Origin of the sequence: Streptomyces caelestis (genome assembly GCF_001279005.1) — a bacterium.
In the GTDB taxonomy this organism is placed as follows: Bacteria; Actinomycetota; Actinomycetes; order Streptomycetales; family Streptomycetaceae; genus Streptomyces; species Streptomyces heliomycini.
In genome coordinates this window covers 133,187-156,473 of record NZ_LGCN01000240.1, presented here as the reverse complement: position 1 = coordinate 156,473, position 23,287 = coordinate 133,187, and the positions used below count along the sequence as shown (strand labels likewise).

Here is a 23,287-nt window from a genome sequence, read left to right as displayed (position 1 = left end):
CGTCAAGGAGACGAGAATAGGGGCGGAGCACGTCTTCTCCGCTGGAGGAGTCCCGCCGGCGGATCCTCGCACCGGCGACGAAACCGTCCCCGCCGGTGGCTCCTCCCGTGTCCGTCCGCGCGCCACCCCGTCCCAGGTGGTGTCCCCGCGGATCACCACGCCCGTTCGGGACGCGTGCGAGATCTCGCCGTGGGGCGGTCGGGCGGCGACGCGATCCCCGAACCGTGACCGCTCCCTCGAAGAGCTTGAAAGCGGCCGCCGCCCGCCATCCCGCCCGCCCGCCATCCCGCCCGGCCGGCATCGCGGGCGGCGGTCGCGGTACGTGCGTCGGAAAACGTATGGAATCATGAGAAAGGATGTAATCCATATACTTGACCGATTCAAGAAAAAGCGTACGGTCGTAAGGCAGATCGCACCCGTCCTCGAAAGCGCGCTTTTATGGATCGCACAGCTCCCCGGGAAGCCCCCCCGGGCGGAACGGTCGCCGATGCGGCCGTCCCCGGCCCTCAGCGACCGGCCACCGCCCTGCCGTCCGGTGCGGCGGCCGGGACCCACGTGGAATCGTTCGTGGGCGGGCCCTGGTCCCTGCCGTGGTCGCCGACCGCGTGCTCCTCGGCGAGGGCCGTGATACGCGACGTGCTGCGGCAGTGGGGTCTGGACGACCTCGTGTCGACCGCCGAGCTGCTGGTCAGCGAACTGGTGAGCAACGCACTGCGTCATGCCTCCGGCCCGCTGCACCTCACCCTCGAGCGGGTCTCCGGCCTTCGCTGTCTGGTCAGCGACGGCAGCGCGGACCTTCCCCGCCCGGCCGACGCGGGTCCGGAGGACGAATGCGGTCGCGGACTTCTCCTCGTGGACATGCTGGCCGCACAGTGGGGCTGCGAGGGCGGGCCCGGGGGCAAGAGCGTGTGGTTCGAGCTCTCCGGCGACCCCTGCGCACGCGGTCTCGACGGCGACGCGAAGGGCGAGGCGGCATGACGACCCCCGGCGCGGCCGACGAACCGATGGCCCTGGCCGCGGAACGGCTGCGTACGGCGGGTATGCGAGTGACCGCTCCGCGCATGGCGGTGCTGATGGCCGTCTCCGACTCGGGCGGTCACCTCGACGCCGACACCCTGCGCGAGCGTGCTCAGCGGATCATCGGCCGCCTGTCCCTGCAGGCCACCTACAACGTGCTGCGTGCCCTCACGGACGCCGGTCTGGTCCGATCCACCCAGATCGCGGGCCACCCCACCCGCTACGAGACCGAGCGCCACGACAACCACCACCACTTCGTGTGCCGCGCCTGCGGTTCCATCCGCGACGTGGAGTGCACGGTGGGCGCGGCGCCCTGCATCGAGCCGCGACTGCCGGAGGAGTACGACATCCGGGAGGCCGCGGTCACCTTCTGGGGCCTGTGCCCCGGCTGCCGGGCCACGGCGTCGGCTTCCTGACGGAACCCGTCCCCGTGGCCCCACGGCGTGCGGGGGGAGGACCCGTCGCCGCCGTCCGGCCGTGCCGGAAAACCGCACGAGCGGCTGATCACCGGACACGAGCACCTGCGCTGTCGCGGATCGATGTCCGCATCATCCCGATAGGATCACTTCTGTGATCGGCTCAGGAAGGCTCCGGCACCGTCGTCGTCCGAACGGCGGCCAGCGGGAAGCGGTGCTGCTGTCACCGGTGGTCGTCACCCTCCTCATCGCCGGTCTGGCGTTCTCCACTCCGAGGGAGATCGCCTTCAGCCGGCTGCTGCCCGCGGCCCCCGCCCTCGCCGCCGCGCTGTGGCCCGTCCTCCCGACGGTCCTGCTGGGGACGTTCTGCCTGCTGATCATGATCGGTCTCAGCTTCGTCTACTCCGATCTGGGGACGCCGTACACGGCCGCCGCGATCACCGCCGTCACCTTGACGGCCGCATACACGAGCCATCTGCGACTCCAGCGGGAGGAGACGCTCTTCCAGGTCAGGCTCGTCGCCGACGCGGCTCAGAAGGTGCTGCTGCGGCCGCTGCCGCACCGCGTCCGGCACGTCGAGATCGAGTCGCTGTATCTGGCCGCCCAGGAGCAGGCCCGGATCGGAGGCGACTTCTACGAGGCCGCCGACACGCCGTACGGAGTCCGGCTGCTCATCGGCGACGTGCGCGGAAAGGGCCTGTCAGCGGTGGGAGCCGCCTCCGCGGTGATCAACTGCTTCCGGGAGCACGCGTACGACCAACCCGACCTCAGGGCCGTCATCCGTCGGCTCCAGATCACCATGTCCCGCTACAGCGCCGCGGTCCCCGCCGATGACCAGACGGAGCACTTCGCCACCGCCCTGATCGCCGAGATCCCGCACGGCGACGAGCACGTCAGAATCCTCAACTGCGGACATCCGCCACCGGTGTTCGTGCGCGGCGGGGAGACCCACGTTCTCGAGCCCACTCTCGCCTCCACCCCCCTCAACCTCTCGGCGCTCCTGGGAGACCACTACCATGTGGACACCGTCGCCTTCGCCCCGGGCGACCAGATGCTGCTCTACACCGACGGCGTGACGGAGACCCGCGACCGAGCCGGCGAGTTCTTCCCGCTGGCGGACTGGGCACGGCGGCACGACCAGGCGCCGCCCCGTGCGCTGCTGGACCGGCTGCACGCGGACCTGCTCCATTACGCGGGCGGAAGGCTCGACGACGACGTCGCGGCCGTCGCCGTGCGCCGCCGGCGCACCGGGGATCCGGAGCGATAGCCCGGTCCGAGGCCGGCGGACGCGGCTCGCCGTCAGGCGGCCAAGGCCGTGACCCGCGCGGGCGAGGCGCCGACACCCGGTGGGGCCGCCGTACGGGCCCCCTTCCCCGCGCTTGTCGTTCTTCCTTCCTCCGGCCGCCGACGACCACGGGGCGGAAGCCGCCGGCCCGTTCGTGACGCACGGCCGGTGTGACGCGACACATCCGTGCGGCGACCGTTGTCCGAGCGTGCATCCCGCGGTACGGGGGACACGGGCCGGTATGACGAGAAGAGTCGGGACCAGGGTGTCGGTGGAAACGGGGGAGCAGGAAGGGGCACAGGAGACAACGGCGCTCAAGCGCGCGCTGACGACCCCGCTGCTGTACTTCTTCATCCTGGGCGACGTGCTCGGCGCCGGCGTGTACGTCCTGGTCGGCCAGGTCGCGGCCGACGCCGGGGGAGCGGTGTGGGTACCCCTGGTCGTCGCGCTGCTGCTGGCGCTGCTGACCGCCGCCTCCTACGCCGAGCTGGCGACGAAGTATCCGCGGGCGGGCGGAGCCTCCCACTACGCGACGCGCGCCTTCGGCCCGGTCGCCGGATTCGTCGCGGGCTTCTGCATGCTGGCCGCCGGCATCGTCTCCGTGGCGGCGCTCGCCCGCGGCTTCGGCGGCGACTACCTGTCGGCCTTCGTGACACTGCCCGTGGGGCTCGTGGCCCTGCTGTTCCTGGCCCTGCTCGCCCTGGTCAACGCACGGGGGATCAAGGAGTCGACCCGCGCCAACGTCGTCGCCACCGTCGTCGAGGTGGGCGGACTGGCCGTCATCGTCGTCCTCGGCGCGTGGCTGCTGCTGCGCGGCGACGGCGACGTGGGGCGGCTGACGCAGCTGGGCACCCCGGAGAAGGGGACGGCGGCGGCCGTGCTGAGCGGCTCGGTACTGGCGTACTACTCCTTCGTCGGGTTCGAGACCTCGGTGAACGTCGCCGAGGAGACCCGCGACCCGCGGCGCTCCTACCCACGTGCCCTGTTCGGCGCCCTCGCCACCGCCGGGGCCGTGTACGTGCTGGTGGGCATGGCCGCGTCCGCGGCGGTACCGACCGCCCGGCTGGCCGGGTCGAGCGGGCCGCTGCTGGAGGTCGTCGAGGAGGCGGGCGGCGTGCCGCCCCGCCTGTTCAGCGCCATCGCGCTCGTCGCCGTGGCCAACGGCGCGCTGCTCACCGGCATCATGTCCTCCCGCCTGGCCTACGGCATGGCGAAGGACGGGCTGCTGCCCGCTGCGCTGACCAAGGTGCTGCCGGGCCGCCGCACACCGTGGGCCGCGATCGCGGTCACCACGCTGCCGGCGATGCTCCTCGCGCTCACCGGCAGCGTCGCCACCCTGGCGTCCACCCTGGTTCTGCTGCTGCTGGTCGTCTTCCTCCTGGTCAACACGGCGGTGCTGGTACTGCGCCGGGAGCCGGGCGAAGCCGACCACTTCCACACGCCGACCGCACTGCCGGTACTGGGCATCGCGTCCTGCGTCGTGCTCGCCACGCAGATCGAGGCCCAGGTGTGGCTGCGCGGACTGACGATCGTGACCGTCGGCACGGTGCTCGCCGCACTCACCACCGTGCGGCGGACCAGGCGGGCGGACGGGGACACGCGGGCCTCCGGCTGACCGGGCGCCGCTCCCTCGCCCGGTCAGGACGGCGCAGCCCGGCCCCACGCGTGTGACACCGCCCGAGGAACCCGGGCAAGGGAGGTGAGCGTCGTCCGGGCGAGGCGCCCGGCACCCGCTGTGGTTCTCGACGCGTTCGTCCCACCCGGCGGCAGCGGGGCGGGACGGCCGTCCGCGTACCGCAAGAGCGGCCATGGCCGGGCCCGCGCGATGTCCGGCCGTGCCCCCGACCGCGGCGGTGGCCGGGCGCTGTCCGGCGTACGGGCTCCACCACCTGCCGCGCCACCCGGGTGGAGTACGCCCGCTGCCGGACGCGGGCTCCCGCCCGTAGTCTCCGAGGGACACGGCAGGACGACGCGAGAGGTGCCGACGGTGGCTCTGCACAACGCCCAGGAGACGGTCGCTGATCCGGCCGCCGACGTCTTCACGTCACCGATCAGTGAGAAGCCCCTGCCCAAGCGGGCGATGCCGGAGCTGCCCGCGCCCCCGCACGTCGTCCACCAGCTGCTGCGCAACGAGCTGCTGCTCGACGGCAACGCGGCCCAGAACCTGGCCACGTTCTGCACCACCTGGGCCGACGACGAGGTCCGCCGCCTGATGGACCTGTGTCTCGACAAGAACATCGTCGACAAGGACGAGTACCCGCAGACCGCGGAGATCGAGTCCCGGTGCGTCAACATCCTCGCCTCCCTGTGGCACGCCCCCGTCGGCTCCGCCAGCGCCGAGTCCGCCGTCGGATGCTCCACCACCGGCTCCAGCGAGGCCGCCATGCTCTGCGGCCTCGCCCTGAAGTGGCGGTGGCGCGACCGCCGACGCGCGGCCGGCCGGCCGGCCGACCGGCCCAACCTGGTGTGCGGGCCGGTGCAGGTGTGCTGGGAGAAGTTCGCGCGCTACTTCGACGTGGAGCTGCGCCAAGTGCCGGTGGAACCGGGCGCCACCGGCCTGCAGGCACACCAACTGCGCCGGTACGTCGACGAGAACACCATCGGCGTCGTGGCGATCCTCGGGGTGACCTACACCTGCACCTACGAGCCGGTGGCGGAGATCGCGGCCGAACTCGACCGCCTGCAGACGGAGACCGGCCTGGACGTCCCCCTGCACGTCGACGCCGCCTCCGGCGGTTTCATCGCGCCGTTCCTCCACCCCGACCTGGAGTGGGACTTCCGACTGCCGCGGGTCGCCTCGATCAACGCCTCCGGCCACAAGTACGGCATGGCCCCGCTCGGCGTCGGCTGGGCCCTGTGGCGCGACAAGGCGGCCCTGCCGGAGGACCTGGTCTTCCACGTCGACTACCTCGGCGGCGACATGCCCACCCTCGCCCTGAACTTCTCCCGCCCCGGCGGCCAGGTCGTCGCCCAGTACTTCCTGTTCCTGCGCCTGGGCCGCGAGGGATACCGGCGCGTCCACCAGGCCTGCGCCGACACCGCACAGCACCTCGCCCGACAGGTCGCCGACATGGGCCCGTTCACCCTGCTCTACGACGGCACCGGGGCACTGCCCGCCGCCTCCTGGACCCTGACCGACCCCGCCTCGACCGGCTGGAGCCTGTACGACCTGTCCGACCAGCTCCGCATGCGCGGCTGGCAGGTCCCCTCCTACCCGCTCCCGCCCGACCGCCAGGAGACCGTGATCCAGCGCGTCCTCGTACGGCACGGCGTCGACCGCGACGAGATCGAACTCCTCGCCGAGGACATGCGCAGGGCGATCGAGCACCTCGACCAGGGACACCCCCACGACTCGGCCCGCATCGGCTTCCACCACTGACCACGCCCGGGCCGCCCGCCTCTCACACCGGTGGCGGCCCGGGCACAGCGGCGGAGCACGGACCCCGGAGCCGGAGGACCCGGGCTCAGGGCTCACCGCCGCCCCATCGGACAGACCCCGGGTACCGCTCCGCGTCGTCACCGATCGGATGCGCGGACGGCTCGGCCGTGAGGCCGGGCCGGCGGCTTCCCGCTCCACCGCGCCGGGCGGGCACGTACGCCGGCCCTGCCGGCGCTTCACAGGCGTTCGACGTCTCCGCCCGTCCGGAGGCGACGATACGGGCTCCTTCGAACAGGACGTCGCGGCTCGTGCCGTGGCCGAGGGCGTGCACGGTCCCGCACACGCCGCGCGTCCACTCCCGGACGTGAAGGGGCATCGGGCCGCCCCGGGATCCGCAGCCGAGCGGACGGGGAGCCCGGTGGCCCGCCCCGCACGGAGCGGGCCACCGGGCCGTGCCGATCAGGCTGCCGGGGAAACCGCCAGCAGGTCCGCGGGAATACCGCCCTTGTCAGGGGCGTAGAAGTTCTTGATCTCGGCTTCCCAGACGTCCACCCGGATCCGGTCGTCGTCATCGGGCTCGAAGGCGTCGAAGAGCGCATGGATGTTCGGCAGGTCGAAACCGACCCCCCTCATCATGCCGATGAACACCGGTCGGGCGACGGTACCGCTGCCGTCCAGGTCGCCGAGGCGCGCGAAGCCGGCCGCGAACTCGTCGATCGCTCCGCTGAAGCGCTCCGGCGACAGGACGCACGCCCGGTACTCGTCATAAGTGATCCGGCCGTCGTGATCGCTGTCGAGTTCACCGGCCAGCGTGTTCCAGTAGCGCGTGAAGCCGGCACGCATGGCCTGCTTCCGCGCCTCGTCGGCATCGGGGACGGCGGCGGCGACCCGGCTGCTCATCAGATCGAAGTCGTCGGCTTCCAGAACCTCGTTTCCGTCCACGTCGAACAGGGTGAACACGAGTGCGACCCGCTTGATCGCTTCGTTCCGCATGGGCTCTTGCCTTTCGTCGGACCAGAGGACGGGACGGTCGTGCGCGCCGGCCGTGCCGTACGGTGCGGCGAACACCCGCGCGGAGCGGGAAAGTCCACCTCCGGCCGGCCGGTCGTAGGGCCGTCGCGCTGTCACTATGCGGGCTGCGGAATCCGGCGCCCCGGGGAAGACGGGCCGTTCAACGGAAAGAATGAAAACGGCGCCGCTCCGGCATGGAACACGCATCGATCCGTCGCCGGGCGGGCCGCCGGAAACGGAGATCTCCCGCCTTCGCCTCTCCCGTGCCTCCTGACCTCATGGCGGGAACCGCTCCTGAACACCGCGGATCGGGCGGGAGCCGGTTCGGACCGGCGCGCACGGCGCACTGGGTGCGCCGACGACGCCCCATCCGGTTTCCGCACGCTCTACCGACGCCCACGGGCCGCGGAAATGATGAACGCACCGCACACGAACCAGGTGATCCGCACCCCTGTCCCTCGGCCAGGCGGACATGCGGCGGAAGGAGCCCATGGTGTTGCTTCTCATCTCCCCGGACGGCGTCGAGGAGGCCCTCGACTGCGCGAAGTCGGCGGAGCACCTCGACATCGTCGACGTCAAGAAGCCCGACGAGGGTTCGCTCGGCGCCAACTTCCCCTGGGTCATCAGGGAGATCCGTGACGCGGTCCCGGCGGACAAACCGGTGTCCGCCACCGTGGGAGACGTCCCGTACAAGCCCGGTACGGTGGCCCAGGCCGCGCTCGGCGCGGTCGTCTCCGGCGCCACGTACATCAAGGTCGGCCTCTACGGATGCACGACGCCGGAGCAGGGTGTCGAGGTCATGAGCGCGGTCGTCCGGGCGGTGAAGGACCACCGCCCGAAAGCGCTCGTCGTCGCTTCGGGCTACGCCGACGCCCACCGGATCGGCTGCGTCAATCCGCTCGCCGTGCCCCACATCGCCGCCCGCTCCGGCGCCGACGCCGCCATGCTCGACACCGCCGTCAAGGACGGGACGCGGCTGTTCGACCACGTTCCGCCGGACGTGTGCGCCGAGTTCGTCCGGCTGGCCCATGCGGCCGGTCTGCTCGCCGCCCTCGCGGGCAGCGTCCAACAGACCGACCTCGGTCCGCTGACCCGCATCGGCACGGACATCGTGGGCGTGCGCGGAGCGGTCTGCGCGGGCGGCGACCGCAAGGCCGGGAGGATCCAGCCGCGTCTGGTGGCCGCCTTCCGGGCGGAGATGGACCGGCAGGCCCGGGAGCACGCGGTCGGCGTCCCCGCCGGGAAGTGACCAGCGGCATGCCCGCCCCCGAACCCGGCCGCGCCCCCGGACGCCGGACCGCGCGTTTCGGCGTCGTCGACCCGGCCACCGGGGAGACCGTCGACGAGGTCCCCGACCAGCATCCGGACGAGTTGGACGCCGTGGTCGGCCGGGCCCACCGGGCCTGGCGCGGCTGGCGCGCCGATCCCGCCGCCCGCGCCACCGCGTTGCGCGTGGCGGCCGACGCCGTGGAGACGGCGGGCGGCAGCCTCGCCCGGTTGCTCACCCGGGAACAGGGCAAGCCCCTGGCCGAGTCGTACGCGGAGATCGACCGTACGGCGGCCCGCCTGCGCTACTTCGCGGACCTGGCCCCCAGAACCCGGCGGATCACCGACGGCCGGCCCGTGCACAGCGAGATCCGCTGGCGCTCCCTCGGACCCGTCGCCGCGATCGTGCCGTGGAACTTCCCCCTCCAGCTCGCGGCGGCGAAGTTCGCGCCCGCGCTCGCGGCGGGCAACACCATGGTCCTCAAACCGTCCCCGTTCACCCCCCTCGCCACCCGACTGCTCGGCTCCGTCCTCGCCACCGCCCTGCCCGAAGACGTACTGACCGTCGTCACCGGCCGTGAACCGCTCGGCGCCCGCCTCGCCTCCCACCCGGGCATCCGCCACGTCACCTTCACCGGCTCGGTGCCCACCGGGCGGGCCGTCGCCGGGGCGGCGGCGGCCTCGCTCGCCCGGGTCACCCTGGAACTGGGCGGCAACGACGCCGCCGTCCTGCTGGACGACGTCGAGGTGGACCGGATCGCGGACCGGCTGTTCTGGGCGGCGTTCCGCAACTGCGGGCAGGTCTGCATGGCGGTCAAACGCGTCTACGCACCGGCACGGCTCCACGCCGAGGTCGTCGAAGCCCTCGCCCGGCGCGCGAAGACCGTCGCCGTCGGGCCCGGCCTCGACCCGGAGACCCGGCTGGGCCCGGTCAGCAACGCCCCTCAGCTGGCCCGCGTCGAGCAGGTCACGAAGCGGGCCCTGGCGGACGGCGCCCGGGCGGCGGCCGGCGGCCACCGGCTGGACGGGCCGGGCTGCTTCTTCGCTCCCACGATCCTCACCGATGTCCCACCCGACAGCCCGGTGGTGACCGAGGAACAGTTCGGACCCGTCCTGCCGGTGCTTCCGTACCGGAGCCTCGACGAAGCAGTCGACGCGGCCAACGGCACCGGCTTCGGACTGGGCGGATCCGTATGGGGCGCCGATCCCGACCGGGCCGAGGCGGTGGCCGGCCGGCTCGAATGCGGCACGGCCTGGATCAACCACCATGCCGAGCTGTCCCTCGCCCAGCCCTTCGCGGGCGTCAAGAACAGCGGTGTCGGCATCGCGGGCGGACCGTGGGGGTTCTACGGCAACCTCCGGCCGTTCGTCGTCCACCGACCGCAGGAGGAGTGACGTGAGGTTCCAGGCGGCCGTACTGCGCTCGTACGAGGACCCGTTCGCGATCGAGGAGGTGACCCTGCGCACGGAACCCGCCGTCGGCGAGATCCTTGTCGAGATCACGGGCTGTGGGATGTGCCGGACCGATCTCGCGGTCCGGCGATCGGCCGGTCGCAGCCCGCTGCCGGCGGTGCTCGGCCATGAGGGGGCCGGGATCGTGGTGCGGACGGGCGGCCCGGGCACCGCGATCGGCGTCGGTGACCACGTCGTGCTGAGCTTCGACTCCTGCGGACACTGCCGGAACTGCCGCGGCGCGTCCCCCGCCCACTGCGACTCCTTCGCCTCCCTCAACCTCTTCGGAGGGCGCGAGGAGGAAGCACCAAGGCTCACCGACGCGACCGGGGGAGCGCTCGCGCCCCGGTGGTTCGGCCAGTCCTCGTTCGCCGAGTACGCGCTCGTCCCGGCCCGCAACGCGGTCCGGGTCGACCCCGCACTGCCCGTCGCACTGCTCGGACCGCTCGGCTGCGGCTTCCTCACCGGCGCCGGAGCCGTGCTGAACACCTTCGGCGCCGGCCCCGCCGACACCCTCGCGGTCTTCGGCGCGGGAGCGGTGGGCCTGGCCGCGGTGATGGCGGCCACCGCCGCCGGCGCGCTGACCGTGGCCGTCGACCGGCACCCCGGGCGGCTGGCCCTGGCCGAGCGGTTCGGCGCGATCCCGCTGCCCGCCGGAACGGCCGGACTGCCCGAACGGATCCGGCGGCTCACCGACGGCGGCGCGCAGTACGCGCTGGACACCACGGCCTCGTCCCCGCTCATCAACGACGCGCTCCGGGCACTGCGCCCCACCGGAAGCCTCGGCCTGGTGGCACGGCTCCACACCGCGCTGCCGCTCGAACCGGGCACGCTGGACCGGGGCCGCAGCATCCGCCACATCTGCGAAGGGGACGCCGTGCCCGGACTGCTGATACCCCGGCTGACCGGGCTGTGGCAGGCCGGACGCTTCCCCTTCGACCAACTGATCCGCACGTACCCGCTGGCCGACATCAACGAGGCCGAACGCGACTGCGACGCGGGCCGCGTGGTCAAACCCGTCCTGCTCCCGGAGGGAAGAAACCGATGAGCGAGGCACACGGCACCGCGGGCTCACCGCACCCGGCAAGCGGGCGCCCCGTGGTCCCCACTCCCGCCGACGGACGAAACACGGCCGGCACGGCGTCGCCGCACACCGACGTGGGAGGCGTGGACGCGGGCGTGGGTCTGACCGCCCTCCTGGTGGCCGCGGCACGGGCGATCGAGACCCACCGCCCCGACAGCCTGGCCCAGGACGTCTACGCGGAACACTTCGTGCGCGCCGCCCCGGCGTGCGCGCACTGGCCGGTGCGCATCCAGCAGGTCCCGGACGGAGACGGCGATCCGCTGTGGGGGCGGTTCGCCCGCTACTTCGGCCTGCGGACCAGGGTCCTCGACGACTTCCTCCTCCGGTCGGTGCGTACGGGCACCCGTCAAGTGGTCCTGCTCGGAGCGGGGTTGGACACCCGCGCCTTCCGGCTGGAGTGGCCCTGCGACTGTGCGGTCTTCGAGATCGACAGGGCGGGCGTGCTGGCGTTCAAGCAGCGGGTGCTCACGGACCTGTCGGCCGCCCCGAAGGCGAAGCGCGTCCCCGTACCGGTCGACCTGCGCGCCGACTGGGTCACCGCGCTGACCGCCGCCGGCTTCGACCCGGCCGCGCCGAGCGTCTGGCTGGCCGAGGGACTGCTCTTCTACCTGCCGAGTCCCGTCGAGACGTACCTCGTCGACACGGTGGACCGGCTGACCACCGAAGGCAGCGCACTGGCCTTCGAGGCCAAGCTGGAGAAGGATCTGCTGGAGTACCGCGACAGCGCGATCTACACGGCGACGCGAGAGCGGATCGGCATCGACCTGCTCCGCCTCTTCGACAAGGGGCCCCGGCCCGACTCCGCGGGCGACCTGACGGCCAGGGGCTGGTCCACCTCGGTGCACACCCCCTTCGACTTCACCCACCGGCACGGACGCGGCCCCCTTCCCGAGCCGAACGACGCGCTGGAGGGGAACCGGTGGGTGTTCGCGCACAAGCACCGGCCATGACGTCCGCAGCGCTCACGGCGGCGTCCGCGTCGCCCCACCGCCTCGCAGCGGATGTTCACACGTCGCCGGAGGACGCCGCCTTCCGTGTTCGCCGGCGCCGCTGCCCGCACTTCTGCCCAGCGGCGCCCGGCCGAGGGGCGCAGCATGTGGAGGCTTGCCGTGCCGGTCCTCTCGGCCGGGGCCGTGGTGGTCGCCGGTATGCGCAGCGCCGCCAGAACGGTGGCTCCGGTGCGGCCGAGCGGCGGCGACGAGTACGCCGCCGCTCCCCCTCAACCCCCTTGACACGGAACGATGTCGAACGGATCGCCGCACGACGCCGGCCGAGACGGAGGCCGGCCACACCTCGTGGGGGATGCGGAGGTGTGCGCACCGAGGGGACCGGGCGACCCTGGGCTCCCGGTTCGCTGCTCGAGCCCCGCCCCCGCCGGCGGACCCGTCCGCTTGGGCGGGTCTGTGCCTGCTGGAGGACTTCGCCCCCAGCGGCGGGAGGTGACGGGGAACGGGGAGACGGGCCGGGCGAGGTGATCAGGCGGATGGCCGACGGGTGAGGGACGGCAGAGTCGTCGTCCTGATCCGGCGGCAGGTCACGAAGCCGTTCACGGTCACCGCTGTCCAGATGACGGTACTGGCCAGGGGCCACCACAGATCCTGTCCCCGCTCACCCCGGCTGAGACTGCCGATCCAGCTGGCCGCCCAGCTGACCGCGAGGATCAGGGCCGGCCACCTGGCCCATTGCCAGGTCCACATGGTCCATCGGGCCCGGGCTTCTTGTCGGCCCCGCTCGTCCTGCTGAGATCGTGTGCCGTCCATGACTGCCGTTTACCCCCTCTCGGTCCTTGGTTTCCTGCACCTTCGAGGGGGAGGGCCACAGGGCCGGGCCGGCTCGTGGTCGGACGTTCCGGATGAGCGTCCATGGGGCGGCGGTGCGGTGGACGACGCGCGCCGGACGTCGGTTCCGTCCAAGACGGCTGCCACGTCCGCGATCCAGTGGGGACCCGGCAACTCACCCGGTCATGAGCAGACAGCAGCATGCGCGACGTGGTGCACACCGGTTTCGTGTCGCTCGACGGCGTCGTGGACCCGCCCGGCGGCGGGCCGGGGGAGGAGCACCGCAGCGAGCCGAGGCAGCGGCCTTCTCGGGCCCGGCCTAGCGTGCCACGCGGTAGCGGAGGTAGACGACTTTCGAGCTGAAGGCGCGGGTCTCGACGAGTTCGAGATCCACCCGGCGCTCGCGCCGGGGAAAGAACGGAATGCCACCGCCCACCAGCACCGGGTAGACCACGGCCCGGTACTCGTCGATCAGGCCCGACGCCGCCACCTCGGCGGCGAGGGTCGCGCCGCCGATCGCGATGTCGCCCTCTCCCGGCTCGGCCCGCAACCGCTCGATCTCCTCCGCCGGGCTGCCGGAGGCCAGGCGGGCCTTGCCCTGCACCGTCGACAGCGTGCTGGAGAACACCACTTTGGGGAGCGGCTTCCAGAGCGCGGTCCACTCGAGCGCCGGCTCGTCGAGCGAGGGGTCCTGGTCGGCGGTCTCCCAGTACAGCATCGTCTCGTACAGCCGTCGTCCCATCAGGTGGACGCCGACGTCTCGAATCTCGTCGATCCAGAAGCGGAAGACCTCCTCGTCGGGCGCCGTCCAGTTGAAGTCGCCGTCCGGCCCGACGATGTAACCGTCGAGTGAGACGCTCATCGAATAGGTCACGCTGCGCATCAGAACTCCCTTCGCCAACGGCTTCGACGATACGACCGCCGAACGCCGCGGAACTCATCGGCCGGACACCGGATGGCCGTCGGTCCGCGGCGTCACACGCCGGTGGCCGGCCTCGCGGGCGAAAGCGGGGACTTCCTCGACGGGACGAGTGCCGGGACCGGGACGCCGGGCGTCCGGGACGACGAGCGGGACGCGCGGCTCGACCACCCCGGTCGGCCTCCGTGACCCGGGCCGACCGCCGTCGACCGGTCTTCGCCGTCCTGTGCCGATCGAACAGCGGAGCGTCGAGCGGTGGAACCCACCGCATCACGAACGGCCCCTTCTCGTCCGTGCGCGGGTGAGGGCGTTCAGGCCCGCGCCGGCACGGACCTCACCGGCGATCGGAGCGAAGCCCCGTCGGCCGGCGAAGACGCGGCGTGCGGCCGGAGGACCATGAGCGAGTCCTCCGGGGCCGCCGCCATGGCAAAGGGGAACCGGTCGAGTGCGAGACAGAGCGCGACGTCGTCGGGGTGGGCTCCTTGACGCACGCCCTCCCGCAGTTCGGCGGCTCGCGACGCGTCGGCGCGGCGGAGGAACCCGGCCGCATCCGCACCGGCCCCGGCGGCCCTCCGCGCGATGTACCGGGCGCACGCCGGGTCTTCCTCGGCCCGCCCGTTCTCGCCGGTGACCACGAACATGACGCTGTCGCACCGGCGTGCCCGCAGGAGCCGGGCCGTCGCCTCCGCCACCACGAAGCCGGCGCGCAGCAGCAGCGAGGCTTCCTTGACCGCGAGGGCGCCGGCCGTCCCCGCGGTGGTCTTCTCGCATGGCGGTCCGTCCGCCGAGGCCGACGGACCGCAGCAGGCCCGGCGAGTCGACGGTGTCGAACCCGGGCGCGGGCGGACCGTCCTTGAGCGCCACCCGGTCCGGGTGGCGAGTTCTGAGTGCCAGGGCTTCGTCCGGCGACTCGGCGGGAACGGTCTCTTCCGTTCCTCGGGCGAAGGCCCAGGCGGCCACCGTGAAAGCACGCATGACGTCGACCACGACCGCCACGGGCGGGGCTTCGGCCGGTTCTGCGATACCGAGGAAACGAGCCTGCGTCCGGTCGTGATCGCGCACACCCGAACCGGAGCGCCTGGACGGCGCCGCGCATCACTTCGACGTTCCCGGGTTTCCCGCCCTCCGGCTGATCGACAGCCGCCGCGGACCACTCGGCACGTCCGGTCGGCCGGGGAGCCGGTTTTCGGTCCCTGGCCCGCGGGCCGCCTACGGAGGGGGCGGCGCCGGGGCCGGTCCGTCCGCGACCAGGCCGGCGAGGACCGCCTCGCCGAGGGCGTGCACGGCGGACCGGGGCCGGACCATGACGGTGAACTCCTTGATCCGGCCGTCGTCGTCGAAGTGCAGCAGGTCGATGCCGTGGATCTCCTTGCCGCCCGCCCTGGCGCGGAAGAGCAGCACTGCGGACGGTGCGGTGGTGGCGTCGCCGCTGGTCTGCGCGGTGCCGGTGTGGTGGCCGATGTACCGGAAGTCCTCGAAGGTCCGCAGCAGGACCCTGAAGAGTCCCAGCACCGCCGGTTTGCCCTCGAAGGGCGTGAACGTGACGGGGCTGTAGAGGCGGATGTCGTCGGTGAACAGGTCGTCCAGGGCCGCGAGGTCCTGGTTGTCGACGGCTGCGCGGAAACGGTCGGGAGTGTTCAAAGGCCCCGCCTTCATAGTCATCAATATGATTACTCATTTTTATGAGTACCATGAATATCCCTCTGGGGGACAGAGGCATGTGAGGAAGGGATCCCATGGCACTGAGGCACGCCGTGCTGGCGGCGCTGCTCGACGGTGAGCTCAGCGGCTATCAGCTGGCCAAGGCGTTCGACGTCGGTGTGGCCAACTTCTGGTACGCACAGCCGCAGCAGCTCTACGCCGAGCTGACCCGGCTGGAGAAGGAAGGGCTGGTCGCGGGCCGGGAGGTGCTGCAGGAGAGCCGGCCGAACAAGCGGTTGTTCCACGTGACCGACGCCGGCCTCGTGGAACTGGAGACCTTCACGGCCGCCTCCGCCAAGCCGGCCGTCGTCCGCGACGACCTGCTCGTCAAGGTCCAGGCCGCCGACCACGTCGACACCGCCGCGCTCGTCGCCCAGCTCACCGAGCGCGCCCGGATCGCCCAGGCCAAGATAGACCTCTTCGGCGCCCTGCTGCGCCGCCTGCGCGGCGACCGTACGGAAGAGGAGTTCCTCCGTCACGGCGACCGCATCGGCCCGTACCTGACCTGTCTGCGCGGCGTGGCCTTCGAACGGGAGAACCGCGACTGGTGCGCGCGCACGATCACCGTCCTCGAGGAGAGGCGGCGGGCCCATGTCCCCCACTGACGCGGCGTACCTGCGCCACGTCGCACGCTGGCCACCGTCGTCGCCTCCTGCCTCGGCCTCGCATGCCGCTCGCCCGGCATGTTCGAACGCGGCCACGGATCCCCCGGCATCGCCCCGGCGCATGTCGCCTCGCCGGACCCGGCCGGCCGCTCCGCAGCGACCGGACCGCGCCGGGTTTTCCGCCCACGAAAGTGATCACGCCTCGGTCACGGCCGGCCGGCGCATGGCCGACCTGTCGCAGCGGTCAGTCGGCAAGGGCCTGGCGGAGGGTGTCGTGGCAGTCGATGACGGCGTCGACGCCGACGATCTGCAGGGTGCGCATCACGGTGTCCGTGGGCGCGGCCAGGCGCAGCCAGCCGCCGGCCTGGGTGAGGGCGTGATGAGCGGCGATGAGGACGTTGATGCCGCTGGAGTCCATGAAAGTCACCCCACCCAGGTCGACCACGACACGGGGGTGAGCGGTGAGGGCGACGTCCAGGGCGTGGCGGAGGGCATCGCCGGTGTGGTGATCGATCTCCCCGGCCGGGTTCAGCACCTGGACGCCGTCAGTGGCGGTGGCTGCGACCGACAGTTGTTCCCGCTGTTCAGCCCGATTGCTGTTCGCCACTTTTCCCTCAGACATGTCAGTGATACTTACACACCAAACCTTCACCCGGTGATTGCCCCGCACGCACCGGGTGATGCCCGTGTGTGACGGAGACGACAGAGGGACATGAGGCGTCACCCGTCCCTGCGCGGGTACGCGCGAGGTGTGAACGGGGTGGCGAAGGTGGCCGGGATGAATCCAGTTCCCTTGGGCGCGGACGGTGCGGCGCCGGACGAGCGGCGCATACACACCACGATCGCCCTGGACGGGGACGGCGCCGACATCGCCCATGCCCGCCACCTGGCCGCCGACTTCCTCGCTCGCGTCCAGGCCGAGCACGGCCTGCCGGTCTCCCGGCGTGCCATCGACGTGACCCGACTGGTGGTCAGCGAGCTGGTCACCAACGCCCGCAAGTACGCTCCCGGGCCGGCGCTGCTGGATCTGCGCGTCATCGGTGACACCGTGGAGGTGAGGGTGTGGGACTCCGACCCGGTGCTGCCGCTCGCCCGGGCCGCGGACGCCGGCCGGGTGGGCCAGCACGGCCTGGAGATCGTCATGGCCGTCTGCCAGGGCTTCGCGGCGCAGCGCGAGCCGGTCGGCAAGAGCATCACGGCCCGCATCGCCCTGCTGGACGAGCCCGCAGGTGCTCTCGCCGGGCGACAGCCGCTTTGACGTGCTCCCTGGACTTCGGGCCAGGAGGCACGTCGAGGCCCGGTGCCCGGTCACCTGGCCGCGGGGTGGCCGTCGCGCCGTTCGCGTTCGCTCTTGGGGGTCTTCGACGACCTGGTGGGCGGCGGCGTCGCTGCGGGCGTAGGTCATGACAGGGTGTTCGACGGTGTCGCGGGCGGCTCAGGGGGCCGGTCCGTCATGGCGAAGCCGGCCCATGCCCGGCGGAGGGCGGGTGGCCAGGGGCACCGGTCCGGCGGCCGCTCGCAGAAGTGCTCACGGGCCGCAGGAGGGGCGCCCGGCACCTCTGGACCGGCACTGGTCCGCCCCTGCGCGGGCCGATGCATGGGGGCGGGCGCCGGGGGCAGGGTGGGGGCATGACGACGATGCTCGGTGCCTTTGTCCTCGGCACTCCCGATCCGCCCGCGCTGGCCGACTTCTACCGTGCCCTGCTGGGCTGGCAGGAGATCGAGCGGGACCCCGAATGGGTCCGGCTGCGGGATCCCGAACAGGACCGCCCCAGTCTCAGCTTCCAACTGGAAGCCGATCACACGCCCCCGGTGTGGCCTCAGCGATCAGGTACTCAGCAGATGCAGGCACACGTGGACCTGCAGGTCGACGACTTGGAGGCGGAGACCGAGCGGGCTTGCGCCCTGGGCGCGACGCTGGAGGACCACCAGCCCCAAAAGGACGTACGAGTCCTCCGTGACCCTCATGGTCACCCGTTCTGTCTCTTCCTTCCGGGCGCCTGAGCGATCCCGGCCCGGCACCGCGACGGCAGCGACACGACCCTCGCACCGCGTCGGCGCCCTCCGGTGCGCCGAAGGACGACAGACGTACGGCGAGGACGCGGCCGTGCTCGCCTTCGAGCCGGAACGGCACGGCCTCGCCGAAGTCGTCCGCGCCTTCGCCCTCGCTGTACGCCCGGCGACGCTTCACGCGGGCTGCTCCCCGCAGGCACGGACACAGTGCGGGGGCGGGGTGCGCTCGCCGGTACCGCGCGGGGGCCGGAGCCGCCGCGCCGTGCCGCCGTCGGACAGGACACGTCGGCGGGGGAGAGGACAGGGCGGGCGCGCTGCCGATGAGCGGGCGGGACGCCTCCACCGGCCGAAGGCGCAGAACCCCGGAAAGCCGTTCCTCGGCGACGCGAGCGCCTCTGGAGGGCGAGGGAGCCCATCAGGACGGTGATGACGTGACCCGGATCGCGGAGATGTCGAACTGCAACCGGACCTTCTCGCTCACCATGGCGCCGCCGTTCTTGAGGCGCTGGTCGTAGGCCAGGCCCCACTCGGTGCGGTCGATGGTGGTGGTGCCGTCGAAGCCGGCTCGCTCGTACCCGAACGGATCCAGGACCGAGCCGAGGTAGTCGAGTTGCAGGTCGACGGGCCGGGTGACGCCGCGGATGGTCAGCTCTCCCGTCATGCGGAAGCTCTCCCCGCCCTCGTGGAAGGCGGAGGTGCTGCGGAACACCATCTCCGGGTGGCGCCGCGCGTCGAAGAAGTCGGGGCCGATGAGGTGCGCGTCCCTCTGTTCCACGCCCGTGTCGACGCTGGCAACCCGAATGACGAGGTCGGCCCGCGACTCGGAGGGCCGCGCCCCGTCGAAGTACAGAGTGCTGTCGTAGTCGCTGAAAGCACCCCGAACCGTCGTCACCATCGCGTGACGGACAGAGAAACCGATGCGGCTGTGCGGGCGGTCGATGGTCCATCGCCCGGTCAACGCCCGCAGCGTCGGATCCAGTGCGGCACCGGTGGTCGAGGCCCTCGCTGCGGGCACACCGGCGCCGGCAACCGGCGTCGGCTCGATCACGTCTGTCTGGCGGCGGCTGAAGATGCCCATGACGTCGTAGGCCCTCTCTGTCTGGTCGCTCCGTGCTATCACGAAGTCGACAGGTGCCGCGTGGCGAGATGAGCGGCCTCGTCCGGGTTCCATGCCGTCGACCGCAAAGCTGCACAAGATCGACATGAGTGTTCCCCGGACGGCCGGCGAGGCCGGTCCCTCGCGCGCCCGGCACGTTCAGCGGCATGGAGAGGATGCGGGCGACCGGGGGCGCCACCGTACTCACCGCCGACTGCGTCACCGCTTCCTGCCGAGCTTTCGCGAGGTGGAGGAACTGATGCGTCGACGCGGCGTCGTCGTCCCCCGCGGAACGCGCTCCGCCGGTGCGCGGGGTTCGGCCGCGCTCACGTGAACGGACTGCGCCGTCGTCGCTCCCGGCCCGGTGACACACGGCCCCTGGCGGCAGGGACCCGGCCAGTCCACTGAGCCGCGAGGACCGCCGAACCTCCAGGTGACGGGTCCATGGCGTGCCGGGTGAGTGTGCGCACCGCAGGCATGGTGCCGGCGGCAGTGGCGTAGGCGCTCCCGTCTCCGGGGCGGCGCGCAATGCCCCCGATCACGTAGGCGGCGAAGCGGCGGGAGGCCGCGAACCGGGCGGTGCGCGGCGTGTCCCGGAGGCCCCGGTGGGCCATGGCATGAGGATCAGGTCGTCGACGACGAAGCCGGGGCGCGATCGGCCGGTCTCCTGGGCGCGGCGGGCCGGTTCGCCGGCCGCGCCCGGAGTCCGCTCCCGGCCGGCGGCGAAGTCCATGGCCTCGGGGAAGGCGTCGGCGAATCCCCGGCTGTGCGCGTGGAGTCCACAGATCCGCTCGACCGGGTTCCGGAACCCGTGCCACGGGTCCGCGTCCGCGAGGGCGTCATGAACGGCGGCATGACAGGCCCGCCGCTGCTCGGCGCGGGTCTCCACGATCAGTGCCTGCTCGGTCGGGAAGCGCCGGTACGGCGTGGCGGGGCCGACGCCTGCACGCCGGGCGACGCGGTCGTCCCAGGGATGTGGTGGTGCACCGGCCCGGGGCTGTCGCGGGGATCGCCCGTCGGCCGATCCCCGCGACAGCCCCGTCGGTCAGATGCCGCAGGTGGGGGCCGACCAGTACGGTGACGGGTCGAAGGCCACGTGGGTGTGGTCGTTGTGACCCGGGTAGCCCGGGCCGAGGATTTCCGAGAAGCCGTGCGTCCTGGACTGCTGGGCGAGGCGGCACAAGGACGGTGAGCCGACGAGGTCGGCCGCGTCTCCGTAGAGGTGACGGCTGGTCGCGGAGCCGCCGACCGCGTTGTTGCACGCGCGGGAGCGGAAGCCGCTGGAGATGGTGATCGGGACGTCGCCGAGGGCGTGCCGCATCGCCTCCAGCTTCCACATGGTCTTGAGCGCGTTCGACTTGGCGGTGGCCGCGGAGACCGCGCCGCCGGACCAGTCGGAGTTGCACTTGTTGAGTTCGGCGTAGCTGAAGTGGACGGGCGTGCAGTCGGCGTCCTGGAGAGCGTAGATCTTGCTGAAGGTCGAGGGGCCGGCGACCCCGTCCGCGCTCAGTCCGTACGCGGCCTGGAACTTCTTGACGGCGGCGGCGGTCCGTGCGCCGTACTGGCCGTCGTAGGAGAGCCGCTCGCCGGAGGTCACCCAGCCGGCGACCCGGATCTGGAGCTGGGTCACGTCGCTGCCGGAGGACCCCTGGGAGAGGGAGCGGTTCCAGGTGTAGCAGGAGTCGGCATGCGCGGTTCCGGCCGCGACGCCCATCCCGGCCACCATGCCAGTCATGAGCATGACAAATGAGAGAAGCAGGCGTGACGCGCGTCCGAACATTCCGGCCTCCCGACCGTTGAGTCGACAACAACCGGAGCCCAGAGTGCGGCAACGAGCTACGCGCGTCAATGGCGTCCTGCGGGAAGCGAAGCCGATGGTCCCGCCGGACGCGGGGCCACCGGCTTCGCTTCCCGGTCGTGCGGCCGGTCAGGCGGGTGCGGGCCGTGTCCGGTCGAGGGTGGGTTCGAGGCGGACGACGATGCCCTTCGACGTGGGCTGGTTGCTGATGTCCGCGACGCTGTCCAGCGGCACCAGGACGTTCGTCTCCGGGTAGTAGGCGGCGGCCGACCCCTTCGCGGCCGGGTAGGACACGACCTCGAAGTTCTCGGCCCGGCGCTCGGTGCCGTCCGCCCAGACGCTCACGAGGTCGACGCGATCGCCCTGGGCGAGGCCGAGTCCGGTCAGGTCGGCCGGGTTGACGAGTACGACGTGGCGGCTGCCGTGGATGCCGCGGTAGCGGTCGTTGTCGGTGTAGGGGACGGTGTTCCACTGGTCGTGCGAGCGCAGCGTCTGCAGTAGCAGGTGCCCCTCGGGCGCCCGGGGGACCACGCTCTCGTTGCAGGTGAACAGGGCTTTGCCGACCTTGTTGTTGAAGACGCCCTCGTTGACCGGGTTGGGCAGCTGAAAGCCCCCGGGGCGGGTCACCCGTGCGTTGAAGTCGTGGAAACCCGGCACGACGCGGGAGATGCGGTCGCGGATGGTGCCGTAGTCGCCCTCGAACTCGGCCCAGGGGATCTCCGCCTTGCCGCCCAGGGTGCGGCGGGCGAGCCGGCACAGAATGGCGACTTCGCTGAGCAGCAGCGGGGAGGCCGGTTCGAGGCGGCCCCGGGAGGTGTGCACCTCGCTCATGGAGTTCTCGACGGTGACGAACTGCTCGCCGTCGGCCTGGACGTCACGCTCGGTGCGCCCCAGGGTCGGCAGGATCAGCGCGGTGTCGCCGCAGACGGTGTGCGAGCGGTTGAGCTTGGTGGAGATGTGGGCGGTCAGCCGGCACGAGCGCATCGCCTCTTCGGTGACCTCGCTGTCGGGAGCGGCACGGACGAAGTTGCCGGCCAGGGCGAGGAAGACCTTGATGCGGCCCTCGCGCATCGCCTTGATCGAGTTCACCGAGTCCAGGCCGTGCGGACGCGGAGGGTCGAAACCGAACTCCTTCTGCAGGGCGTCGAGGAAGGTGTCCGGCATCTGCTCCCAGATGCCCATGGTGCGGTCGCCCTGGACGTTGCTGTGGCCGCGCACCGGGCAGGCGCCGGTGCCGGCGCGCCCCAGGTTGCCGCGCAGCATCAGGAAGTTGACGATCTCCCGGATGGTGGGCACGCCGTGCTTGTGCTGGGTGATGCCCATCGCCCAGCAGACGACGACGCGTTCGCTCCGCAGGACCTCGTCGCGGACCTTCTCGATCTCCTCGCGGGTCAATCCGGTCGCCGTGCGCACGTCGTCCCAGTCGACGGTGCGGGTGTGCCGGGCGAACTCCTCGAAGCCGGTGGTGTGGGCGTCGATGAAGTCGTGGTCCAGGACGGTGCCGGGCCGGGCGTCCTCGGCCTCCAGCAGCAGGCGGTTGAGGGCCTGGAACAGGGCGAGGTCGCCGCCGGGCTTGATGTGCAGGAAACGGTCGGCGAGCTGGGTGCCGCGTCCGACGATCCCGCTCGGCTTCTGCGGGTTCTTGAAGCGCCGCAGCCCGGCCTCCGGCAGCGGGTTGACCGCCACGATCCGGCCGCCGCCCCGCTTGGCCTCCTCCAGAGCGGTGAGCTGGCGCGGGTGGTTGGTGCCCGGGTTCTGCCCGACCAGGAAGATCAGGTCGGCGTGGTGGAGGTCGTCGAGGCTGACGGTGCCCTTGCCGGTGCCCAGGGTCTCACTCAGGGCGAAGCCGCTGGACTCGTGGCACATGTTGCTGCAGTCGGGCAGGTTGTTGGTGCCGAAGGCGCGGGCGAAGAGCTGCAGGACGAAGGCGGCCTCGTTGCTGGCGCGGCCGGAGGTGTAGAAGACGGCCTCGTCGGGGGAGGCCAGCGCCCGGAGTTCCTGCGCGAGGACGTCCAGGGCGTCGTTCCAGCCGATGGGCTCGTAGTGCTCGGAGCCGGGCCGCTTGATCATCGGCTCGGTGAGCCGCCCCTGCTGGTTGAGCCACATGTCGGAGCGGGCGGCGAGGTCAAAGACGCTGTGCTCACGGAAGAAGTCGGCGGTGACCCGGCGCGTGGTGGCCTCGTCGTTGATGTGCTTGGCGCCGTTCTCGCAGTATTCGTTGCGATGGCGCCGGCCCGGGGCCGGGTCCGCCCACGCGCAGCCGGGGCAGTCGATCCCGCCCACCTGGTTCATGGCCAGCAGGTCCACCCCGGTCTTGCGCGGGGAGGTCTGCGCCAGGGAGTACTCCAGAGCGTGCACGACCGCGGGGACTCCGGCCGCCCACTTCTTCGGCGGCGTCACGGAGAGGGTGGTCTCCGGCTCCTCGCCGGGCGGATTCTGCATCGGTTCGCCTTTCTCTCGCCGTGTC

19 protein-coding genes and 2 pseudogenes are annotated in these 23,287 nt (G+C 72.0%); 12 read left to right on the top strand and 9 right to left on the bottom strand.

The genetic code is table 11. The annotated features are described in order from the left end of the window. Window positions 1-555 precede the first annotated feature (555 nt). The 5 genes from ADK41_RS32330 to ADK41_RS32310 all read left to right on the top strand — a co-directional run bounded on the left by ADK41_RS32330 (window position 556) and on the right by ADK41_RS32310 (window position 6,097). Window positions 556-978, top strand: a complete 423-nt coding sequence (locus ADK41_RS32330; RefSeq protein ID WP_245174645.1) for an ATP-binding protein — start codon at window positions 556-558, stop codon at window positions 976-978. After that, window positions 975-1,433, top strand: a complete 459-nt coding sequence (locus ADK41_RS32325) for a Fur family transcriptional regulator (protein ID WP_234318680.1) — start codon at window positions 975-977, stop codon at window positions 1,431-1,433. Before ADK41_RS32330 ends, ADK41_RS32325 begins: the two co-directional genes overlap by 4 nt. A 154-nt stretch (window positions 1,434-1,587) precedes the next feature. After that, entirely contained in the window at window positions 1,588-2,700 is a 1,113-nt protein-coding gene (locus ADK41_RS32320; RefSeq protein ID WP_078661884.1) for a PP2C family protein-serine/threonine phosphatase, read from the top strand. A 259-nt stretch (window positions 2,701-2,959) separates the two neighbouring features. Next, the gene (locus ADK41_RS32315; RefSeq protein ID WP_234318679.1) at window positions 2,960-4,333 is read left to right on the top strand and encodes an APC family permease; all 1,374 of its coding nucleotides are present in this window, start codon (window positions 2,960-2,962) and stop codon (window positions 4,331-4,333) included. Between the two features lie 372 nt (window positions 4,334-4,705). Beyond that, window positions 4,706-6,097, top strand: coding sequence for a glutamate decarboxylase (locus tag ADK41_RS32310; protein WP_030823878.1), 1,392 nt, complete (start codon window positions 4,706-4,708; stop codon window positions 6,095-6,097). A 459-nt stretch (window positions 6,098-6,556) separates the two neighbouring features. Here the strand turns inward: ADK41_RS32310 and ADK41_RS32300 are convergent, their stop codons facing one another. Continuing rightward, a complete protein-coding gene (locus tag ADK41_RS32300; RefSeq protein WP_030823870.1) occupies window positions 6,557-7,090 on the bottom strand; it encodes an EF-hand domain-containing protein in 534 nt (177 codons plus the stop codon). Window positions 7,091-7,601: 511 nt separating this feature from the next. On the opposite strand from ADK41_RS32300, the gene ADK41_RS32295 reads away from it, so the two are divergent. From ADK41_RS32295 to ADK41_RS32280, 4 genes are all read left to right on the top strand, one after another. Next, complete coding sequence (locus ADK41_RS32295) at window positions 7,602-8,357, top strand: (5-formylfuran-3-yl)methyl phosphate synthase (protein WP_037803879.1); 756 nt, start codon at window positions 7,602-7,604, stop codon at window positions 8,355-8,357. Window positions 8,358-8,365: 8 nt separating this feature from the next. Then, complete coding sequence (locus tag ADK41_RS32290; RefSeq protein WP_030823864.1) at window positions 8,366-9,769, top strand: aldehyde dehydrogenase family protein; 1,404 nt, start codon at window positions 8,366-8,368, stop codon at window positions 9,767-9,769. Between the two features lies 1 nt (window position 9,770). Next, entirely contained in the window at window positions 9,771-10,874 is a 1,104-nt protein-coding gene (locus tag ADK41_RS32285; protein ID WP_030823861.1) for an NAD(P)-dependent alcohol dehydrogenase, read from the top strand. 110 nt (window positions 10,875-10,984) lie between these two features. After that, window positions 10,985-11,860, top strand: a complete 876-nt coding sequence (locus ADK41_RS32280; protein ID WP_030823857.1) for a class I SAM-dependent methyltransferase — start codon at window positions 10,985-10,987, stop codon at window positions 11,858-11,860. 1,147 nt (window positions 11,861-13,007) lie between these two features. On the opposite strand, the gene ADK41_RS32270 is transcribed toward ADK41_RS32280, so the two are convergent. The 3 genes and pseudogenes from ADK41_RS32270 to ADK41_RS32260 all read right to left on the bottom strand — a co-directional run bounded on the left by ADK41_RS32270 (window position 13,008) and on the right by ADK41_RS32260 (window position 15,248). Then, entirely contained in the window at window positions 13,008-13,571 is a 564-nt protein-coding gene (locus ADK41_RS32270) for a dihydrofolate reductase family protein (protein WP_030823851.1), read from the bottom strand. A gap of 347 nt (window positions 13,572-13,918) precedes the next feature. Beyond that, window positions 13,919-14,669: pseudogene (locus tag ADK41_RS32265) on the bottom strand (2-phosphosulfolactate phosphatase). 147 nt (window positions 14,670-14,816) lie between these two features. After that, a complete protein-coding gene (locus ADK41_RS32260) occupies window positions 14,817-15,248 on the bottom strand; it encodes a nuclear transport factor 2 family protein (protein ID WP_234318676.1) in 432 nt (143 codons plus the stop codon). Window positions 15,249-15,343: 95 nt separating this feature from the next. Here ADK41_RS32260 and ADK41_RS32255 point away from each other — a divergent pair, with 95 nt between their 5' ends. Further along, the gene (locus tag ADK41_RS32255) at window positions 15,344-15,913 is read left to right on the top strand and encodes a PadR family transcriptional regulator (protein WP_030823845.1); all 570 of its coding nucleotides are present in this window, start codon (window positions 15,344-15,346) and stop codon (window positions 15,911-15,913) included. Window positions 15,914-16,157: 244 nt separating this feature from the next. On the opposite strand, the gene ADK41_RS32250 is transcribed toward ADK41_RS32255, so the two are convergent. Beyond that, the gene (locus tag ADK41_RS32250) at window positions 16,158-16,535 is read right to left on the bottom strand and encodes an STAS domain-containing protein (RefSeq protein ID WP_030823842.1); all 378 of its coding nucleotides are present in this window, start codon (window positions 16,533-16,535) and stop codon (window positions 16,158-16,160) included. A 156-nt stretch (window positions 16,536-16,691) separates the two neighbouring features. On the opposite strand from ADK41_RS32250, the gene ADK41_RS32245 reads away from it, so the two are divergent. Together ADK41_RS32245 and ADK41_RS32240 are read left to right on the top strand one after the other, a co-directional pair. Further along, entirely contained in the window at window positions 16,692-17,171 is a 480-nt protein-coding gene (locus ADK41_RS32245) for an ATP-binding protein (protein WP_030823839.1), read from the top strand. 371 nt (window positions 17,172-17,542) lie between these two features. Continuing rightward, window positions 17,543-17,917, top strand: coding sequence for a VOC family protein (locus tag ADK41_RS32240; RefSeq protein ID WP_030823837.1), 375 nt, complete (start codon window positions 17,543-17,545; stop codon window positions 17,915-17,917). A 424-nt stretch (window positions 17,918-18,341) separates the two neighbouring features. Here ADK41_RS32240 and ADK41_RS32235 read toward each other — a convergent pair whose 3' ends face one another. The 4 genes and pseudogenes from ADK41_RS32235 to ADK41_RS32220 form a co-directional block, all read right to left on the bottom strand. Then, window positions 18,342-19,004 (bottom strand): YceI family protein, encoded by a 663-nt coding sequence (locus ADK41_RS32235; RefSeq protein ID WP_030823834.1) that lies wholly within the window; start codon window positions 19,002-19,004, stop codon window positions 18,342-18,344. Window positions 19,005-19,485: 481 nt separating this feature from the next. Continuing rightward, window positions 19,486-19,980, bottom strand: a pseudogene (locus ADK41_RS32230) (TetR/AcrR family transcriptional regulator); the annotation flags it as partial. An 87-nt stretch (window positions 19,981-20,067) separates the two neighbouring features. Beyond that, on the bottom strand, window positions 20,068-20,802 hold the full coding sequence (locus ADK41_RS32225; RefSeq protein ID WP_030823831.1) for a D-Ala-D-Ala carboxypeptidase family metallohydrolase: 735 nt from the start codon (window positions 20,800-20,802) through the stop codon (window positions 20,068-20,070). A gap of 147 nt (window positions 20,803-20,949) precedes the next feature. Beyond that, complete coding sequence (locus ADK41_RS32220; protein ID WP_030823828.1) at window positions 20,950-23,262, bottom strand: FdhF/YdeP family oxidoreductase; 2,313 nt, start codon at window positions 23,260-23,262, stop codon at window positions 20,950-20,952. Window positions 23,263-23,287: the final 25 nt, after the last annotated feature.

What these genes read in the sequence shown, in the direction of transcription:
- ADK41_RS32325 (WP_234318680.1), top strand. Translation starts at nt 975, where the DNA reads ATGACGACCCCCGGCGCGGCCGACGAACCGATGGCCCTGGCCGCGGAA.
- ADK41_RS32315 (WP_234318679.1), top strand. Translation starts at nt 2,960, where the DNA reads ATGACGAGAAGAGTCGGGACCAGGGTGTCGGTGGAAACGGGGGAGCAG.
- ADK41_RS32300 (WP_030823870.1), bottom strand. Translation starts at nt 7,090, where the DNA reads ATGCGGAACGAAGCGATCAAGCGGGTCGCACTCGTGTTCACCCTGTTC.
- ADK41_RS32290 (WP_030823864.1), top strand. Translation starts at nt 8,366, where the DNA reads ATGCCCGCCCCCGAACCCGGCCGCGCCCCCGGACGCCGGACCGCGCGT.
- ADK41_RS32270 (WP_030823851.1), bottom strand. Translation starts at nt 13,571, where the DNA reads ATGCGCAGCGTGACCTATTCGATGAGCGTCTCACTCGACGGTTACATC.
- ADK41_RS32255 (WP_030823845.1), top strand. Translation starts at nt 15,344, where the DNA reads ATGGCACTGAGGCACGCCGTGCTGGCGGCGCTGCTCGACGGTGAGCTC.
- ADK41_RS32250 (WP_030823842.1), bottom strand. Translation starts at nt 16,535, where the DNA reads ATGTCTGAGGGAAAAGTGGCGAACAGCAATCGGGCTGAACAGCGGGAA.
- ADK41_RS32245 (WP_030823839.1), top strand. Translation starts at nt 16,692, where the DNA reads ATGAATCCAGTTCCCTTGGGCGCGGACGGTGCGGCGCCGGACGAGCGG.
- ADK41_RS32240 (WP_030823837.1), top strand. Translation starts at nt 17,543, where the DNA reads ATGACGACGATGCTCGGTGCCTTTGTCCTCGGCACTCCCGATCCGCCC.
- ADK41_RS32235 (WP_030823834.1), bottom strand. Translation starts at nt 19,004, where the DNA reads ATGGGCATCTTCAGCCGCCGCCAGACAGACGTGATCGAGCCGACGCCG.
- ADK41_RS32225 (WP_030823831.1), bottom strand. Translation starts at nt 20,802, where the DNA reads ATGTTCGGACGCGCGTCACGCCTGCTTCTCTCATTTGTCATGCTCATG.
- ADK41_RS32220 (WP_030823828.1), bottom strand. Translation starts at nt 23,262, where the DNA reads ATGCAGAATCCGCCCGGCGAGGAGCCGGAGACCACCCTCTCCGTGACG.